12 protein-coding genes are annotated in these 17,200 nt (G+C 69.8%); 4 read left to right on the top strand and 8 right to left on the bottom strand.

What is annotated here, in order from left to right; all coding sequences use genetic code 11:
* Positions 1-92: 92 nt before the first annotated feature.
* Positions 93-578 (bottom strand): ricin-type beta-trefoil lectin domain protein, encoded by a 486-nt coding sequence (locus ACIGFK_RS03560; RefSeq protein ID WP_376659887.1) that lies wholly within the window; start codon positions 576-578, stop codon positions 93-95.
* 360 nt (positions 579-938) lie between these two features.
* On the opposite strand from ACIGFK_RS03560, the gene ACIGFK_RS03555 reads away from it, so the two are divergent.
* From ACIGFK_RS03555 to ACIGFK_RS03540, 4 genes are all read left to right on the top strand, one after another.
* A complete protein-coding gene (locus ACIGFK_RS03555; protein ID WP_400050364.1) occupies positions 939-1,502 on the top strand; it encodes a hypothetical protein in 564 nt (187 codons plus the stop codon).
* A 403-nt stretch (positions 1,503-1,905) separates the two neighbouring features.
* The gene (locus ACIGFK_RS03550) at positions 1,906-3,174 is read left to right on the top strand and encodes a TerD family protein (RefSeq protein WP_400050363.1); all 1,269 of its coding nucleotides are present in this window, start codon (positions 1,906-1,908) and stop codon (positions 3,172-3,174) included.
* A 197-nt stretch (positions 3,175-3,371) separates the two neighbouring features.
* Entirely contained in the window at positions 3,372-4,103 is a 732-nt protein-coding gene (locus ACIGFK_RS03545; protein WP_400050361.1) for a VOC family protein, read from the top strand.
* Positions 4,104-4,407: 304 nt separating this feature from the next.
* Positions 4,408-5,355, top strand: coding sequence for a serine hydrolase domain-containing protein (locus tag ACIGFK_RS03540; protein ID WP_400050359.1), 948 nt, complete (start codon positions 4,408-4,410; stop codon positions 5,353-5,355).
* Here the strand turns inward: ACIGFK_RS03540 and ACIGFK_RS03535 are convergent.
* The 7 genes from ACIGFK_RS03535 to ACIGFK_RS03505 form a co-directional block, all read right to left on the bottom strand.
* Positions 5,243-5,845, bottom strand: coding sequence for a sarcosine oxidase subunit gamma (locus tag ACIGFK_RS03535; RefSeq protein WP_400050357.1), 603 nt, complete (start codon positions 5,843-5,845; stop codon positions 5,243-5,245). The two genes, ACIGFK_RS03540 and ACIGFK_RS03535, sit on opposite strands and share 113 nt — an antisense overlap.
* Entirely contained in the window at positions 5,838-9,056 is a 3,219-nt protein-coding gene (locus ACIGFK_RS03530) for a sarcosine oxidase subunit delta family protein (protein ID WP_400050355.1), read from the bottom strand. Before ACIGFK_RS03530 ends, ACIGFK_RS03535 begins: the two co-directional genes overlap by 8 nt.
* A gap of 10 nt (positions 9,057-9,066) precedes the next feature.
* Complete coding sequence (locus ACIGFK_RS03525; RefSeq protein ID WP_376659880.1) at positions 9,067-10,299, bottom strand: sarcosine oxidase subunit beta family protein; 1,233 nt, start codon at positions 10,297-10,299, stop codon at positions 9,067-9,069.
* A 138-nt stretch (positions 10,300-10,437) separates the two neighbouring features.
* Positions 10,438-12,903: an FAD-dependent oxidoreductase gene (locus tag ACIGFK_RS03520; RefSeq protein ID WP_376659879.1), complete on the bottom strand. Its 2,466-nt coding sequence runs from the start codon at positions 12,901-12,903 to the stop codon at positions 10,438-10,440.
* A 212-nt stretch (positions 12,904-13,115) separates the two neighbouring features.
* Entirely contained in the window at positions 13,116-14,108 is a 993-nt protein-coding gene (locus ACIGFK_RS03515; protein WP_400050353.1) for an ABC transporter substrate-binding protein, read from the bottom strand.
* Positions 14,109-14,122: 14 nt separating this feature from the next.
* Positions 14,123-16,090, bottom strand: a complete 1,968-nt coding sequence (locus ACIGFK_RS03510; protein ID WP_400050351.1) for an ABC transporter permease — start codon at positions 16,088-16,090, stop codon at positions 14,123-14,125.
* Positions 16,090-17,181, bottom strand: coding sequence for a glycine betaine/L-proline ABC transporter ATP-binding protein (locus ACIGFK_RS03505; protein ID WP_376659876.1), 1,092 nt, complete (start codon positions 17,179-17,181; stop codon positions 16,090-16,092). The genes ACIGFK_RS03510 and ACIGFK_RS03505 overlap by 1 nt, the downstream gene beginning before the upstream one ends.
* Positions 17,182-17,200: the final 19 nt, after the last annotated feature.

Genomic DNA, 17,200 nt, shown 5'->3' with positions numbered 1-17,200 from the left:
GCCCACCCCCGTTGACCACGATCACTTCAGGTTTCGTCGCCCCGGTCCGAGCCGCAGCGTGTGCCCCCGATGGCTTCCCCCGGGGGCGACACTCAGTGCCCCTGGTACTTGAACTTCTGGTAGTTGAGGCCGTTGCAGGGGAAAGAGCGCAGCCCCACGGGACTGTCGTCGATGCACAACCCCGTGTTCTCGTTCCGGAACGTATAGGCCCACTTCGCGGTGTCCAGGGTGACCCGCCAGTTCTGGTAGTTCATGCCGTTGCAGGGGATGGCCCGCAGTCCGGCACCGCTGTCATCGAGACAGCGTCCGGTGTTGGCGTTCCTCAGTACCGCGTTGCCGTTGCCCGAACCGTAGTTCCGCCACATCTGAAAGCTCAGGCCGTTGCACCCGAAACCACGCAGTCCCGCGCCGCTGTCGTCGATGCAGGCCCCGGTGTACAGGTTCTTCAGTTCACCCATGTCTGGTGCCGCAGCCGCGGCCGTGGCCGATGTGGTCACGGCCGCGGAGAGGACGGCCGCGGCGGCCAGGACCGTGACGGCGCGGGCTGTGGTGCCCAGTTCGATCTTCGACTTACGCATGCGATCTCCTGAGGTGGTGAGCGGCCGGACCGTCACGCGACGCGTTGGCGGTACCCGACAGCGGGCTCGTCGTACTGCGACCACAGTGGCGTGGGGCGCCATGGTTCCGCCCCGGGATCGCTATGGCATGCCCATGGCTGGATGCGAACCCGTGCGTACACCGGCCCGTGGACCTTCTGGCACGGGGCGTGCTCCGGGGATTCGGGGCGAGCCCACGGAGTTGAAGCTGCTGAGGTCGTCTGGACTGCTTGGCCACGACCAACAGCCCATCGCGCTCCCTGCAAGCGGCGACCCGGCATTCTGATCGGCGATCGGCATGATGGTCAGCGGCAAGTCTCAGATGTCTCTGGAGGAGTAACTGTGGTGTTCAAGAGCGGAGTTACCGACCCGGGCGAGTGGTCCTATTCGCCGGCTGTCGGTGTCGGACCGCTCCGGTTCGGGATGACCGTCGACGAGGTGGTGGAAGCAGCTCGGACACTCGGCCGAACGAAGGTCAGCGAGGCCCCGCGGGATCACGCGATCTTCTCGCCGACTTGGAAGATCGAAGTCCACCGTCGCGGGGAGGCCTCTTCGCAGCTTGCTGTCACGGCCTATGTGAGCCACGTCGCGGGGCTGTTCTGCATTGCTGTCGACGCCGTGCACGGTCCCCAGGTTCCGTACGAAGGAATCCCGCTGGTCGGGAGGGACCTGTCGGAGCTGGAGAGCGACACCATCGCGTATGCCGAGGCCATGGACGTGCAGTTCCGCTACACACCCGACGGCTACGCAGGACCGGATGATCCCGGGGTCCTGCTGCGCGGGCAACCGGTCGGGCAGGTCCTCCGATCGCGTCCGTTGTTCATGGTGACGCGCGACGGCGCACATACCGAATGGGACTCGATGCCCTTCGAGGAGTACCTCTTCAACGGCCGGCCCGCAGCCTGATGCGGTGTGACGCACGGGGCAGGTACCGGCCCGACCGGCGGAGGGCGACACAAGCCGCCGGCCCCGGACCGTTGGCCTCGGGGCCTCTCACTTCAGCGGCGGGGAGCTGCCGCACGTGTAGTCGAACGATCCGTCCAGCGACCCCCGTGGCCGGCCTCCAACCCCATCAGCTGTGGGAAGCCACCGTCTCCGTCGCTTGTGACGCTCACGAGCTCATGCCGGGAGGGGTCACTGCCACGGGTCGGGGCGAAGGCCGACCCGGGCGTCCCGTGGCAGCCGTCATCGACCACCTCGAGCCGATGCCCACAACCTGCGGCGATCCGTGGGACACCTCACCCTGAGAGGGCCAGTACTCGTACGCTGCAGGAGCGGAAGTGACGGAAGCGGGGGGAAGAGGATCTCCATGGCCTTACAAAAGGGCGCCAATGTACCGGTGGCCAGTACCAGGGTCCGGGTGGAACTGGGTTGGCAAGGCGGCCCCGGAGCCCCCGATGTGGACGTCTCGGCCCTCTTGCTGACGCCGGCCGGGAAGGTCCGGTCGGACGAGGACTTCGTGTTCTACAACCAGCCCGTCCATCCGAGTGGCGCCGTCCGTCACGAGGGCAGGCGCCAGGTCGGCACCGGTACGCTCGAGACGATCGGCGTGACGCTGTCCGCGGTAGAACAGGGCATCGGGACCGTGGTGGTCGCAGCTTCCACGGACCGCACGTTCGGTCAGGTATCCGGCTTGTTCGTAAGCGTGTTGGATGCGGACAGCGGCGACGAGACGGCACGGTTCGACGCCACGGACGCCACATCGGAGACGGCATTCGTGCTCGGGGAGCTGTACCGGCGCAACGGCGCATGGAAGTTTCGGGCAGTGGGCCAGGGATACGCCTCCGGTCTGGCCGGTCTCGCCACCGACTTCGGTATCACCGTCGACGAGCCCGCCACGCCTCCGCCCTCGCAGCGGGCAGCGCCTCCGCCGACGTCCTCCGTGCCTGTGCAACTTGTCCCTCCACCGCAGGCCCCGTCTCCCGCGCGTGCCCAGCCCGTCCCGCCGTCGAAGATCACCTTGACGAAGTCGGCACCCACGGTTTCGCTGACCAAGCAAGGCGCCATCTCAGGGGCCATGCGGGTCAATCTTTCGTGGAGCGCCGCCACGCCGCCGCAAGGTTGGATGAACAAGGGAAGGGACGCCAACCGGCTGGAGGACATCGACCTCGACCTCTCCTGCCTGTGGGAGCTTCAGAACGGAACGACAGGGATCGTCCACCCCATCAACAACCAGTTCGGCTCGTTCGATCAGCCGCCGTACATCCGGTTGGACCAGGACGACCGGACCGGCGCGAGCGAGGCCGGCGAGAACCTCATGATCAATCTTGATCACGCGTCCCAAATCAAGCGCATCCTCGTGTTCGTGTCCATCTACGCCGGGGCGTCCAGCTTCTCGGGTCTGCACGGGGTCGCCACGCTGTATCCGCCCACCGGGCCGTCGATCGAGGTGCATCTGGACGAGTGCACCGTTCCTTCGCCTGTCGCTGCGATCGCACTGATCGAGAACGTGGGCGGGGAGCTGACCGTGCGGCGGGAGGCCGAGTACATCCTGCCGCCGCCCGGCATTTTCAACCAGCAGGCCGTGGACCTCCGTTACGGCTGGGGGATGAGCTGGCAAGCGGCCGGCAAGGACTGACTCCGCCCTGGCGTGAGGGGCTGCCTCAGCGGGTGCCGTGGACAACGGTGCGGTTCCGCATGCTCTTCAGCTCGTACGGGACCCGGCTCCCCCGCGACGGAAACTCGGATGCGGGTGCTGAACGGCCACCCTAGGCTGCGTGGGCGGGGAGGCCGAGGCGTCGTATCGGCCGTCAGTGGATCGGAGATGCACGAGGTATGACCAGTCAACTGTTCGCGATCTGCTTCAATGCGACCCGGCCGTCGGGTCTGGCGCGGTTCTGGTCCGGGGTCCTGGGCTGGGAGTTGGCCGACGGTCCGGACGACGCAGCGATCCTGCCCCCTGACGCCGCCGGGTTCCGCATCCGCTTCCTGCCGAGCCAGGAGCCGAAGACCGGCCAGAACCGGGCGCACTTCGACCTGACGAGCACCTCCCCGGAGGATCAGCAGCAGACGGTGGCCAGGGCGCTGGAATTCGGCGGGAAGCACATCGACGTGGGCCAGCTCCCCGAAGAGGGACATGTGGTGCTCGCCGATCCGGACGGCAACGAGTTCTGCGTCATCGAGGCGGGCAACAAGTTCCTCGCCGACACCGGCTTCATCGGAGCACTGGCCTGCGACGGTACGCAGGAGGTCGGTTACTTCTGGAGCGAGGCGCTGCGGTGGCCGCTGGTCTGGGACCAGGACCAGGAGACTGCGATCCAATCGCCGCACGGCGGTACGAAGATCACGTGGGGTGGTCCTCCGGTGGCGCCGAAGACGGGCACGAACCGGCTGTACTTCGAGCTGGCGCTCCCTGCCGATGCCGACTGGGACGCGGAGGTCGACCGCCTCATCTCGCTCGGCGCGACGCGCACCGACACCGGCGAGGGCGAGGGCGAGGGCGACGGCGGCCGGGTGCTGATGCTCGACCCCGACGGCAATGAGTTCTCCGTACAAAGGCCCCGGTAGCTCGGCTGTTGTCGGGGTGGGCCGCGTTTCGTAGACGACTGCAAGAGGGTCGTCATCGCTGGGCCATGGCAGGTCAGCGGGGTATCGGCTCGGCCTCGGCCCTGCGACCGAATCCCCGACCGGCGACTGCTCTCCTTCGCATCGGGCTCGCTCCTTCTCAAGTCGCAGGGCAGCGGCCGGGAATCATCATCAGGGCGCCGGCAGCGGACGGCTGACCGTACGCATGATGCGGACATGGACAAGGCTCAGGAACTCGGCACGCTCGCCCTGGCGACCGCGGAGCAGCTCGCCGGACAGCGCGTCGGTGTCGTGGTCGCCCCTCGCCGACGGACATACGGGGTTCGCGGGTGCGGGCAGCACCGAAAAGGGCGGCAGCGGGACACCGGGTGCCTCCACGCTGTTCGAGATCGGTTCGGTCACGAAGACCTTCACGTCGCTGGCCCTCGCCCGGATGGCGGTCGCCGGCACGGTGGATCTCGACGAGCCGCTGGCCCGCCTCCTCCCCGAAGGCACAGCCGTACCCTCGCGGGGCGGGAAAGAGATCACGCTGCGGCACCTGTCCACCCACACCTCCGGGCTGCCCCGGCTGCCCAAGGGCATGATGCTGCGGGCCCTGCTGCGCCCCCGAACTCCCGATCCGTACGCCGGCTGCACTGCGGACGTGCTGCCGTCCTGGCTGGCCCGCACCCGGCTCGACGCTGCACCGGGCAGCCAGGTCCGCTACTCCAACCTCGGCGCCGGACTCCTCGGGCTGGCTCTCGCCCGCCGCGCGGGCACCAGCCACGAACAGCTGGTGACGACCCAGGTGTGCGCCCCGCTCGCCCTGTCCGACACGCTGGTATCGGCGGCCGCGGCGCGACCCGGTCGGCTCGCCGAGGGCCACGACGACCGGCTCCGGCCCACCCCTCCTTGGAACCTGGCCGATACCGCCGGGGCGGGAGGCCTGTGGTCGACCGCGACGGACCTGGCGTCGTATGTACGGGCCCAACTGGACTGCGGTGGCCCCGCCGAGCTCCGGCTCTCGCGGCAGGTCGAGCACCGCAGCAATCGGTTCTCCTGGATGCACCTCGGCTGGACGGCCCACCGCCTGCACCCCCGCCAGGGCGCCCATCTGCAGATCTGGCACAACGGGGGGCCGCTCACCCGTATTCCACCGCCGCGTCCAACAGCCAGTCCGTCAGGTAGCCGGCGAAAGAGGACCGCACCAGCACCCAGAAGCCGGCTTCGGGTGCGTCGCGGGCCACCAGGATGACGTGGGTGCGGGCCAGCGTCGTCTGGGCTGAGCGGCCTGGCCCGAAGGCGCGCGGGTGGAGATCCAACGGGCAGCCGTGGGACAGCAGGTCTCGGGCGCGCGGTCCGCCGACCAGGATGGTGGTGCGCTGGGCGGAGACGTCGGTCACGGAGACGGGTTCGTCCCCGGCGGCCGAGCGAATCCGGCTCTCCAGATCCCGCTGGGTGCCGGGCCGGCCCACCACCAGCCATTCGTCGGGTCCGAGCCACACTGCGGCCCAGTCCCCCGCGCGCACGACGGTACCGGGTTCCAGGGGCAGTTGGAGTCCCAGGGCGAGTCCGACGGCGTCCGCTGCCGGGCTCTTGGCGTCGAGGCGGACGTTGATCTGGGCCAGGAAGGGGACTTCGGCCAGACGGACCGCTCCCCGGGAGGAGCGCGTCGTGGCGGCCATGCGGTCGGCGGCAAGGGCCAGGGGGCTGCGCTGCCGTGCGGTCAGGGTGGGGTCAGCCATCGCGGCGGGCTCCCTCGGGGTCGTAGAGGACGGGGCTCACGACGGTCACCGGGATCATCCGGTCGCCGACGGGTGCGTGGATGCGTTCGCCGATGCGGTCCCGGCCCCCCTTGATCAGGGCGAGCGCGAAGGTCCGGCCGAGCGCCGCGCTGCGGTAGCTGGAGGTGACGTGCCCGAGCATCGGAACGGGCGGGGCGGGCAGTTCTCCGTCGGCGACCAGGTGGGTGCCCTCGGGGAGGAAGGCGGCCGGGTCTTCGGGGAGGAGGCAGACGAGGTGTTTGCGGTCGGGGCGGACGGCATCGGCGCGGGCGTGGGAGCGCTTGCCGATGAAGTCGGGCTTCTTCTTCGACACCACCCAGCTCATGCCGAGGTCGTGCGGGGTGACCGTGCCGTCGGTGTCCTGCCCGATGATCGGGTAGCCCTTCTCGGCGCGCAGGACGTGCATGGTCTCGGTGCCGTACGGGGTGATGCCGTACGGGGCGCCGGCCGCGTGCAGCTCCTCCCACAGGGTGAGGGAGTCCCAGGGCGACACGTTGATCTCGTAGGCGAGTTCGCCGGAGAAGCTGATCCGGCACACGCGCGCCTCGATACCAGCGACAGTCGTCTCCCGCCAGGCCATGAACGGGAAGTCGTCGTTGGCCACGGACAGCTGGGGCGCCAGCGAGCCGAGGACCTCCCGGGAACGAGGGCCCACCAGGGCCACGGTGGCCCACTGCTCGGTGACCGAGGTGCAGTGGACCCGCAAGTCGGGCCACTCGGTCTGCAGCCACTCCTCCATCCAGTCCAGGACTGCTGCGGCGTTGCCGGTCGTGGTGGTGATCAGGAAGCGGTCCCGCGCGAGCCGGATCACCGTGCCGTCGTCGAAGACCATCCCGTCGAGGCGGCACATGACGCCGTAGCGGATCATGCCGACCTTCAGGGTGCTCATCATGTTGGTGTAGAGCCGGTCGAGGAACAGTCCGGAGTCCGGACCCTGCACATCGATCTTTCCGAGGGTGGAGGCGTCCATGAAGGCCACACCCTCGCGGGCGGCACGGCACTCGCGCAGCACGGCGGTCTCCATGTCCTCGCCGCCCTGGGGGTAGTACCAGGGCCGCTTCCACTGGCCGACGTTCTCGAAGCGTGCCCCGTGCTCGGAATGCCATGTGTGCAGGGCGGTCGTGCGGATCGGGTCGTGCAGGGCGCCGCGGTCGCGGCCGGCGAGGGTGGCGAAGGAGACGGGGGTGTACGGCGGCCGGAACGTGGGCAGGCCGAGCGCCGAGATGTCCACGCCGAGGAGTTCGGCCACGACACCGCTCGCCAGGACGCCGGACGTCTTGCCCTGGTCGTTGGCGGTCCCGGCCGTGGTGTAGCGCTTGGTGTGCTCCACCGAACGCAGGCCCGCTCCCGTCGCCCGCGCCAGGTCGTCGACCGTGACGTCCCGCTGGAGGTCGACGAACCGGGGGGTACCGGTGGAGGTGGGGATGGTGAAGACCTGCATCGGCGGGGTGTGCGGCTGAGCTGCCACTGCCGGGAGGGCGGGCGCCTCGGCGGTGTAACCCTCCGCTTCCACCGCGCGGGCGCCGGCAGCCGCGCCCTGCGCGAGGGTCGTGGCGAGGTCGAAGGCCCCGTTCGCGCTGCCCGCGGCCTCGACCGCCTGACGGCAGCCGGCGGGAACGAACGTGCCGAGCACGTCGTCGTGGCGGAGCTTGCCGCCCGCCTGGCTGTACAGATGCGCGACCGGGTTCCAGCCCCCGGAGACCAGGAGCAGGTCGACGGCGAACTCCCGCTGCCCTGCGGACTGCCCGTACGGGGCGACCGTCACTGCGGTGACGCGGGCCCCGCCCTGCGTACCGGTGACCGCGTGCCCGGCGAGCACCTCGATCCCGGCGGACCGGGCACGCTCGGCCCACTCCCCCGGCTCGGACCGGGTGTCGACGATCACCGCGATGTCCACCCCAGCCGCCGCCAGGTCGAGTGCGGCGCTGTAGGCGCTGTCGTTGGTGGTGAACACGGCTGCGTGCCGGCCGGGCAGCACGGCGTACCGGTGCAGGTAGGTCCGGGCCGAGGCGGCCAGCATCACGCCGGGGCGGTCGTTGTCGCCGAACGCCAGCGAACGCTCCTGGGCGCCGGTCGCGAGGACCACGCGCCGGGCGCGGATCCGCCAGACGCGCTCCCGGGAAACGTGGTCCGGGGCCTCGGCGCCGAGGTGCTGGGTGCGGCGTTCGACGGCGATGACGTGGTTGTCGTCGTAGTGGCCGAAGACAGTGGTGCGTGGCAGGACGCGTACCTCGGGGGCGGATTCCAGCTGGGCGTGCGTCGCCTCCACCCATGCGAGGTGCTCGCCGGTGCCGAGCAGGCTGCCGCCGGGTTCCGGCTGGTCGTCGGCGAGGATGACGCGTGCGCCGCTCTTCGCCGCCACCGCTGCCGCCGCGAGGCCCGCCGGGCCCGCGCCGACGACCAGCACGTCGCAGTGGGCGTGGACCGCGTCGTAACGGGCGGGGTCGGGTTCGGTGGCGAGGTGCCCCCGGCCCGGCAGGCTGCCGGCGACCAGGCCGTCGTACAGCTCGACGGTCGTGGCGGGGAGCATGGGCTCGGGGAAGGGGGCCTCGATCTGGACGACCGCGTTGGGTTCCTCCACCCCGGCCGTGAAGATGCCCCTCGGGCGGCCGAGTTTGGTGCTGGTGGCGGCCTGGATGACGCCGTCGGCGAGGAGCGCGGAGGCGAGGGTGTCACCCCGGTAGCCCTCGTGCCGGACTCCGTCGAAGGTGAAGCCCAGTCGTTCGTTGCGGTTGACCCGCCCGCCTCCCGACAGACGGAACGCGCCACCGGGGCCGTCCAGCGGGGGGAACTGTGGCATCGTCGTCGGCTGCGGGCCGGTGGGCGTGCAGGACCGTTCGGGCTCGTCCTTGCGCTCCTCCTGAGGGGGTGCCCCCGGGCAGGCCGGCTTCGGGTCGGCAGGTGCCGGGCGCTCCGCCCCGGGCTGGTACACCGCCAGGATCTCGTTGGTCGAGGTGTCCCGTACGGCGTTGAACCATCTGCGGCAGCCCGCCGCATGGGTCCACCGCTCGGCGAAGGGGCCCTTGGGGTTGTCGCGGAAGAACAGGTATCGCGCCCACTCCTCGTCGGTGAGGGCGGCGGGGTCCTCGGGGTAGGGCACGTGTGCCTGGCCGCCGTAGTGGAACTCGGCCTCGTCACGAGGTCCGCACCACGGGCAGGGGATGAGCAGCATGGTTCGGCTCCTAGTGGGCCACCGCCGCCGCGCCGTGCTCGTCGACGAGCGCGCCGGTGGTGAAGCGGTCGAGCGAGAAGGGGGCGTTCAGGGCGTGGGGCGTGTCGTTGGCGATGGTGTGGGCGTAGACCCAGCCCAGGCCCGGGGTGGCCTTGAAACCACCGGTCCCCCAGCCGCAGTTGAGGTAGAGGTTGTCGACCGGGGTGAGGCCGACGATGGGTGAGGCGTCCGGGCAGACGTCGACGATGCCGCCCCATGTGCGCAGCACGTGGGCACGGGCGAAGACGGGGAAGAGTTCCAGGGCGGCGGACATCTGCTCTTCGATGATGTGGAAGGCGCCGCGCTGGGTGTAGGAGTTGTACGCGTCGATGCCCGCGCCCATCACGAGCTCGCCCTTGTGTGCCTGACTGACGTAGACGTGGACGGCGTTGGACATGACGACCGTGGGGTGGACCGGTTCGAGGAGTTCGGAGACCAGCGCCTGCAACGGGTGGCTCTGGAGCGGCAGTTCGATGCCCGCCATGGCGGCGACGACGGAGGTGTGGCCGGCCGAGCACAGGGCCACCTTGCCCGCGGCGATCGGGCCCTGCGTGGTCTGGACACCGGTCACCCGGCCGCCGGCCACGTCGAGCCCTGTGACCTCGCAGTTCTGGATGATGTCGATGCCGGCGGCGTCCGCGGAGCGGGCGAAGCCCCAGGCCACGTAGTCGTGCTTGGCGATGCCGGCGCGCGGTTGGTAGGTGCCGCCGAGGACCGGGTAGCGCACGTCGGGAGAGATGTTGACGATCGGGCAGACCTCTTTGACCTGCTCGGCGTCGAGCCACTCGGCATCGATGCCGCCCAGCCGGTTGGCCTCGACGCGGCGCACGCTGTCGCGGACGTCCTGCATGCTGTGGGCGAGGTTCAGCACTCCGCGCTGGGAGAAGAGGATCGGGTAGTCGAGCTCCTCCTCCAGTCCCTCCCACAGTTTGAGGGCGTGCTCGTAGATGCCGACGCTCTCGTCCCACAGGTAGTTGGAACGGATGATCGTGGTGTTGCGGGCCATGTTGCCGCCCGCCAGCCAGCCCTTCTCCAGGACCGCGACGTTGGTGATGCCGTGGTTCTTCGCCAGGTAGTGGGCGGTGGCCAGGCCGTGTCCACCGCCGCCCACGATCACCACGTCGTACGACCGCTTGGGCTCGGGATCGCGCCAGAGCCAGTCGGGGTGGTCGGGCAGGCCGGCGCCGGGGGTGCTGGGGCTCATCGGACGTCTCCGCCTTCCGGAAGATGCGGGTGGAGCGGGTGCTCGGCCGCCGGTGTCTGCGTGCGGGCGGGCAGTGCGGGCGCGTCCGGCTCGGGCCGGCGATCCGGTGCGGTCACCGGCGTCACCTCTTCTGCCCGGTCAGCCACGGAGCCGGGACATGGCCGGGTCGAACAGGGGCTCCTCGGCGGTGACCGCCTCGACGCGCCGGTCGAAGTAGCCGATGTGCAGGGTGGTGCCGGGGGCGGCGAGTTCCACCGGGAGCCAGGCGTAGGCGATTGCCTTGCCGATGGTGTAGCCGCAGGCGGCGCTGGTGACGTAGCCCACCGCGCGGTCGCCGTCGTACACCGGCTCCTTGCCCATCACCACCGCGTGCGGGTCGTCGATCGTGAGGCAGGTCAGCTTGCGCCGTACGTCGGCCTTGCGGCGCTCGAGTGCCGCCTTGCCGATGAAGTCGCCCTTGTCGAGCTTGACGGCGAAGCCGACGCCGGCCTCGTAGGGGTCGTGCTCGTAGGTCATGTCGGTGCCGAAGGAGCGGTAGCCCTTCTCCAGGCGCAGGCTGTTGAAGGCACCACGGCCGGCGATGATGCCGCCGAGCGGCTCGGCCGCGGTCCACAGGGTGTCCCACAGCTTCCGGCCCAGGTCGGCGGTGGTGTACAGCTCCCAGCCGAGTTCGCCGACGTACGACAGGCGCATCGCGGTGACCGGGACGCTGCCGATGTGGACGCGCTTGGCCCGGAAGTACTTCAGGCCGTCGTTCGAGAGGTCCTCGTCGGTGAGGGGCTGCAGGACCTCGCGGGCGAGCGGTCCCCACAGGCCGATGCAGCAGGTGCCGGCCGTGATGTCGCGGACCTGGACCGAGCCGCCCCCGGCTGCCGTCGGGAGGCGGCCCCCGGCGGGAAGGTGCCGGGTGAACCAGTCGAGGTCGAGGTTGCCGTTGGCTCCGACCTGGAAGAGGTCGCGGGCGAGTCGGGCGACGGTGATGTCGCTGCGGATGCCGCCGTCGTGGTCCAGGAGCAGGGTGTACGTCACCGAGCCGACGGACTTGTCCACCTTGCCGGTGCACAGCCGCTCCAGGAAGGCGGCGGCACCCGGGCCGCTCACTTCCAGGCGCTTGAGTGCCGTCATGTCGTAGAGGGCGACGGTCTCCCGGGTGGCCTGGGCCTCGGCGCCGACGATGGGCGACCAGTACCGCGCGGCCCAGTCGTCGGGGGTGGGGATGGAGCGGCCTTCGACGAGCGACGCGTTGGCTTCGTACCACTGCGGGCGCTCCCAGCCGTTCGCCTCCAGGAAGAACGCGCCGTGTTCCTGCTGGCGGGCGTGGAAGGGGCTCGTGCGGATCGGGCGCGGCTCACCGGAGGGCTGGAGGGGGTGGAGGATGTCGTAGACCTCGGCGAAGTTGCGGCAGTCGCGGGCCAGGACGTACTCCGGGGACAGCTGGTGCGGCTCGAAGCGGTTGACGTCGCACTCGTGCAGGTCGAAGGAGGAGCAGCGGCCGTCGACCAGCCATTCGGCCATGGCGCGCCCCACGCCGGCGGAGTGGGTGACCCAGACGGCCTCGGCGACCCAGAAGCCCGCGACGTCCGGAGACTCGCCGAGCAGAGGGTAGCCGTCGGTGGTGAAGGAGAACAGGCCGTTGATGCCCTCCTCGACCTTCGCCTCCTTCGTCGCCGGGAGCAGGGACCGGGTCTCGGTCCAGGCGTCCTCGAAGTCCTCCTCGGTGAACTTCAGGACCGAGGGCATCCCCTCGGCCTCGTCCACGGACAGGATGTCGTCGGCGGAGACGGGCATCGGGCGGTGGCCGTAGTAGCCGATGCCGATGCGGTCGAAGCGGTCGCGGTAGTAGAGGTCGGCGTCCTGGTGGCGCAGGATCGGGCGCAGTGCCTCCTCGGTCTGGCCCGCGAGGGCGGGGATCGGGCCGGTCCAGGCGAGCTGGTGGGCGAGCGGGGTGAGCGGCAGGTTCATCCCGGCCATGCGGGCGACCTTCGGGCCCCAGATGCCGGCGCAGCACACGACGATGTCGGCGGGGACCTCGCCCTGGTCGGTGAGCACGCCGGTCACCCGGCCCTCGCTCGTGGTCACGTCGAGGACTTCGTGGCGGGCCAGGAAGGACACTCCGCGCCCGGTGGCCCGGCGGATCTGCGCCTCGACGGCGAGGACGGCGTTGGCGAGACCGTCCGTCGGGACGAGGAGACCGCCGAGGACCCTGTCGCCGTTGACCAGCGGGTGCTGTTGGACGCACTCCGCGGGGCTCAGGAGGCGTGCCTCGATGCCCCAGGCGGTGATCCAGCCGTGGCGGCGGTGGAGTTCGGCGAGCCGCTCGGGCGTCGTGGCCACTTCGAGGCCGCCGACCTGGAGGAAGCAGGGCTTGCCGTCCACGTCGAGGGAGCAGAACTTCTCGACGGTGTAGCGGGCCAGTTCCGTCAGGGTCTTCGAGGGGTTCGTCTGGAAGACCAGGCCGGGGGCGTGCGAGGAGGATCCCCCGGTGGCCGGGAGGGGGCCCTGGTCGACCACGGTCACTTCGGTCCAGCCTCTGGCGGAGATCTCGTCCGCGAGGGCTGCTCCCACAACGCCCGCTCCGATGATGACCACTCGGGGTCCCGCCATCGTCCAACCTCCGAACTCGGAAACCGGCAACGTTGCTTTTAGCGCAACTTGATTCAGGCTGCGCAACTCAATGTGCCCGGCGCCGAGGAGAGGTGTCAAGGGATCCGTGACGTCGCAGAACAGCCCGGAACACGGCGATGCCCGGCGGGCGGAGCGCAACGAGCGCGCACCGTCCGCCGGGCATCGTCAGTCGGCCCTTGTCGACCGCCGTGCTATTTGAGCCAGGCCCGGACCTTGTCGTGGTTCGCGTCGACCCACTTCTTGGCTGCCGCCTCGGGGGACATCTTGTCCACCGCGATGTACTTCGCAACGGCGTTCTGGTCGTCGTTCGTCCAGTTGAAGTTCTTCACCAGACCGTAGGCCGGGCTGCCCGATGCGGCGAACTTCGCACTGACGATCTTGTCGAGCTCGTACACGGGGTAGTCGCACGCGACCTTCTCCGGGTCGGCGTCGCAGCCCTCCTTGTACTCGGGCAGTTTGACCTTCACGAGCGGCACCTCGGACATGAACCACTGCGGCTCGTAGAAGTAGCCGATCACCCACTCCTTGTTCTTCTCCGCCTTGCGGAAGGTCTGGATGAGGGCGGTCTCGCTCCCCGCGTACACCACCTTGTAGTCCAGGTTCAGGTTCTTCACCAGGGCCTCGTCGTTGGTGACGAACGACGGGTCACCGTCGAGGAGCTGCCCCTTGCCGCCCGACTCGGACGTCTTGAACTGGCCCGCGTACTTGCCGAGGTTCTGCCAGTCGGTGATGTCGGGGTGTTCCTTGGCCAGCCACGGCGGCACGTACCAGCCGATGAGCCCCTTGTTGCCGGTCCGGCCGGCTTCGACGGCGGTCTTCTGGTCGGTGATGTACTTCTTCTTCAGATCGTCGTGCCCCCAGTTCTCGATGACGGCGTCGACCTCGCCGGTCCCGAAGCCCTGCCAGGCGATCTCTTCCTTCAGGTCCTTCTTGACCACCTTGCAGCCGAGTTCGTGCTCGGCCGCGTAGGCGACGACCGCCGCGTTCGCCTCGTACCCCACCCACGGGTTGACCGCGAGGTTGAAGGTGCCGCACTTTCCCGCGCCGCCCGAGCCGCCGGATCCCGAGCCGCCGGATCCCGATGCGCCGTCACCGATCTTCGCACCGCCGCAGGCGGTGAGGGTGAGGCCGAGAACCATTACGCCGGCCGCGCCGGCTCTCCACTGCCTTGCTTGCCTTGCCATGGTGAGTAGCTCCTTCATGCGCTGGTGCGCCGCGCGGCTGCCTGAGTGATCCGGTCGAACATGACTCCGAGAAGGACGATGGCCAGCCCTGCGGCAAGCCCCTTCCCGTACAGCTGTCCCTGCGAGAAGCCGGCCACGACGTCGTAGCCGAGGGCGCCCGCGCCTACCAGGCCGCCCACCACAACCATCGACAGCACGTAGATCAGACCCTGGTTGGTCGCGAGGGTCAGGGCGCCGCGTGCCATCGGCAGCTGGACCTTGGTGATGATCTGCCAGGTGTTGCACCCGGCGGAGGTGGCCGCCTCCACGGTGGTCGCGGGCACGTTCCGCACGCCGTCGGCGATGATCTTGATGGCTACGGGCGCCGCGTACACGACGGCCGCGACGATCGCGGTGAACCGGGTGGCGCCGAAAAGGGCCAGGAAGGGCACCAGATAGACGAACGGCGGCATGACCTGTGCCGCGTCCAGGCTGGGCCGCACCAGCCGGTCCACGAGCGGACTGCGTGCCATCCACACGCCGAGGACGACACCGAGCAGCATCACCAGCACCGTGGCCACGGCGGTCGACGCGAGTGTCGTCATGCTGTCCGACCACAGGCCCGTACCGACGAGCAGACCGACGCACACCGCGGCCGTCGCCCCGGCGCGCCATCCTCCGATCACCGCACCGAGCGCGACCAGGACGACGCCGACCAGCCACCACGGCGAGTCGGTGAGCAGCGCCTGGAAGGGGTTGAGCAGGCCGTGGGTGATGGCGTCCCGGAAGGCGTTGGTCAGGCCCGACAGATGGTCCTGGAGCCACGCGGTCGTGGTGTCGGCCGCGCTCGCGATGTGAGCGCCGACGCTGCCGTCGCCCGGGAACTCGGCCGCCCAGACGTAGGTGCGGGACAGGTGGACCAGTACCGCCACAGCGATCCCGCCCGCCGCCAGCAGCGGCCTGCGCCACTTGAGGAAGTGGTCAGCGGTGCGGCGGGCCGCCTCGGCGCGTCCGGCCGCCGCCGTGGTGACCCGGTCGAGCACGATGGCCATGGTGACGATGGCCAGGCCGGCGTTGAAGGCAGTGCCCACATCGAGTGACTGCAGGGCCTGGACGACGGTCTTGCCGAGGCCCGGCGCGTCGATCAGGGCGGCGATGGTCACCATGGCCAGGGCGGCCATGATGGTCTGGTTGACGCCCATGACCACGGTGCGCTTGGACATCGGCAGCAGCACTTTCAGCAGTTGCTGAGAGCGCGTCGCGCCGAGCGAGTCCGCCGCCTCGACGCTGGTCCGGGGCACGGAGCGGATGGCGTGCGCGGTGATGCGGATCGCGGGCGGTGCCGCGTAGATCACCGTGGTGATCACGGCGGCGGCCCCTCCGATGAGGAACACCAGGGTCAACGGAGCGAGGTAGACGAAGGTGGGCATCGTCTGCATGAAGTCCAGGACGGGCGTCATGATCCGGTTGAACCGGTCGGAGAGACCGGCCCACACCCCGAGCGGGATGCCGATGAGCAGCGCCACGATGACGGCCGACAGGGTCAGCGCCAGGGTGTCCATGCTCTGCAGCCACAGGCCTTGCAGCCCGAAGAAGGTGAACCCGGCCACGGCCAGCAGGGCGACCCGCCAGTTGCCGACGGCCCAGGAGACGTAGCCGGTGAGCCCGACGACGCCGAGCCAGCCGATCTGCGGGACCGGACGGCCCCCGGTGGGCTGGGAGATCAGGGACTGGACGAAGGTCACCAGGTTGTCGATGACCAGGCGGATCTCATTGAAGAAGTACAAGAAGAGCGGATTGGAGTTGCGGTTGGCTCCGATGGTGTCGTTGACATCGTTCAACCAGCGGTGCAGAGCGGTGAGATCGGCCGCCGCGAGGGTCAGCGTCTGCCGGCCGCGCAGCGCGGCGAAGAGCACCAGCCAGACGATCAGGATCGCGGCCACCACCACGGGGCGGCTCGTCTTCCCGCGTACGGTCACGGCCGGCGCGGCGGCGACGGCCATCACGCGCCGCCTTGCTGCCCGGCGACGACGGAGAGGATCTCCTCGTCGCCGACGATGCCGAGCAGCTTCCCGTTCTCGACGACCTTGACCGGCTTCTCGGCGGCCAGCACCGCCCGGGTGGCCTCGCGCACCACGACGTCCGGGCCCAGCTCGGGACCGTCGAGTTCGTCGCCGGGCTGCACGGGGCGCATGATCCAGCGCAGTGTGAGTACGTCGCCGCGCGGCACGTCCTTGACGAAGTCCCGTACGTAGTCGTCGGCGGGAGCGCCGACGAGTTCGTCGCCGGTGCCGCACTGGACCGGCCTGCCGTCCCGCATGATCAGGATGCGGTCGCCCAGCTTCAGGGCCTCGGAGAGGTCGTGGGTGATGAACACCATCGTCTTGCCGACCTCGTGGTGCAGGCGGATGACCTCGCTCTGCATGTCGCGGCGGATCAGCGGGTCGAGCGCGGAGAACGGCTCGTCGAAGAAGAGGACGTCGGGGTCCCCGGCGAGCGCGCGGGCGAGACCGACGCGTTGCTGCATGCCGCCGGAGAGCTGGTCGGGGTAGGAGTTCTCGTATCCGGCGAGGCCCACCAGTTCGACGACTTCGAGCGCCTTCCTGGTGCGCTCGGCCCTGCCCATGCCGCGGATCTCCAGTCCGAAGGCCACGTTGTCGACGACCCTGCGGTGGGGCAGCAGCCCGAAGTGCTGGAAGACCATGGAGAACTTGCTGCGGCGCAGCTCACGCAGGCGTTTGGGGTCGGCGCCGCGGATGTCCTCGCCCTCGAAGACGATCTCGCCCGCGGTGGGCTCGATCAGCCGGGTGAGACATCGCACCAGGGTGGACTTGCCGGAGCCGGACAGGCCCATGACGACGAAGACCTCGCCGGGCGACACATCGAAGTCCACGTCGCGCACGGCGGCGGTGCAACCGGTGCGGTCCATGAGCTCGCGGCGGGTCAGCCCGCACAGTTCCTCGGATTCCGGCACCCGGTCGGCCTTCGGCCCGAACACCTTCCACAGCCGGCGCACGGAGATGACCGGGGTGCGGTCCTCGGGGTTCTGGGACGTGCCGCGCCGCTGCGACACCTCGCTCTGTGCTGTGGTCACGATCGACCTCATTTCGGCG

Source organism: Streptomyces sp. NPDC085524 (assembly GCF_044541755.1).
Classification (GTDB): Bacteria; Actinomycetota; Actinomycetes; order Streptomycetales; family Streptomycetaceae; genus Streptomyces.
This window is presented reverse-complemented; position numbering and strand designations above follow the sequence as displayed.

Coding starts and splice junctions, on each gene's coding strand:
- ACIGFK_RS03560 (WP_376659887.1), bottom strand. CDS start 578: ATGCGTAAGTCGAAGATCGAACTGGGCACCACAGCCCGCGCCGTCACG.
- ACIGFK_RS03550 (WP_400050363.1), top strand. CDS start 1,906: ATGGCCTTACAAAAGGGCGCCAATGTACCGGTGGCCAGTACCAGGGTC.
- ACIGFK_RS03545 (WP_400050361.1), top strand. CDS start 3,372: ATGACCAGTCAACTGTTCGCGATCTGCTTCAATGCGACCCGGCCGTCG.
- ACIGFK_RS03535 (WP_400050357.1), bottom strand. CDS start 5,845: ATGGCTGACCCCACCCTGACCGCACGGCAGCGCAGCCCCCTGGCCCTT.
- ACIGFK_RS03530 (WP_400050355.1), bottom strand. CDS start 9,056: ATGCTGCTCATCCCCTGCCCGTGGTGCGGACCTCGTGACGAGGCCGAG.
- ACIGFK_RS03525 (WP_376659880.1), bottom strand. CDS start 10,299: ATGAGCCCCAGCACCCCCGGCGCCGGCCTGCCCGACCACCCCGACTGG.
- ACIGFK_RS03520 (WP_376659879.1), bottom strand. CDS start 12,903: ATGGCGGGACCCCGAGTGGTCATCATCGGAGCGGGCGTTGTGGGAGCA.
- ACIGFK_RS03515 (WP_400050353.1), bottom strand. CDS start 14,108: ATGGCAAGGCAAGCAAGGCAGTGGAGAGCCGGCGCGGCCGGCGTAATG.
- ACIGFK_RS03510 (WP_400050351.1), bottom strand. CDS start 16,090: ATGGCCGTCGCCGCCGCGCCGGCCGTGACCGTACGCGGGAAGACGAGC.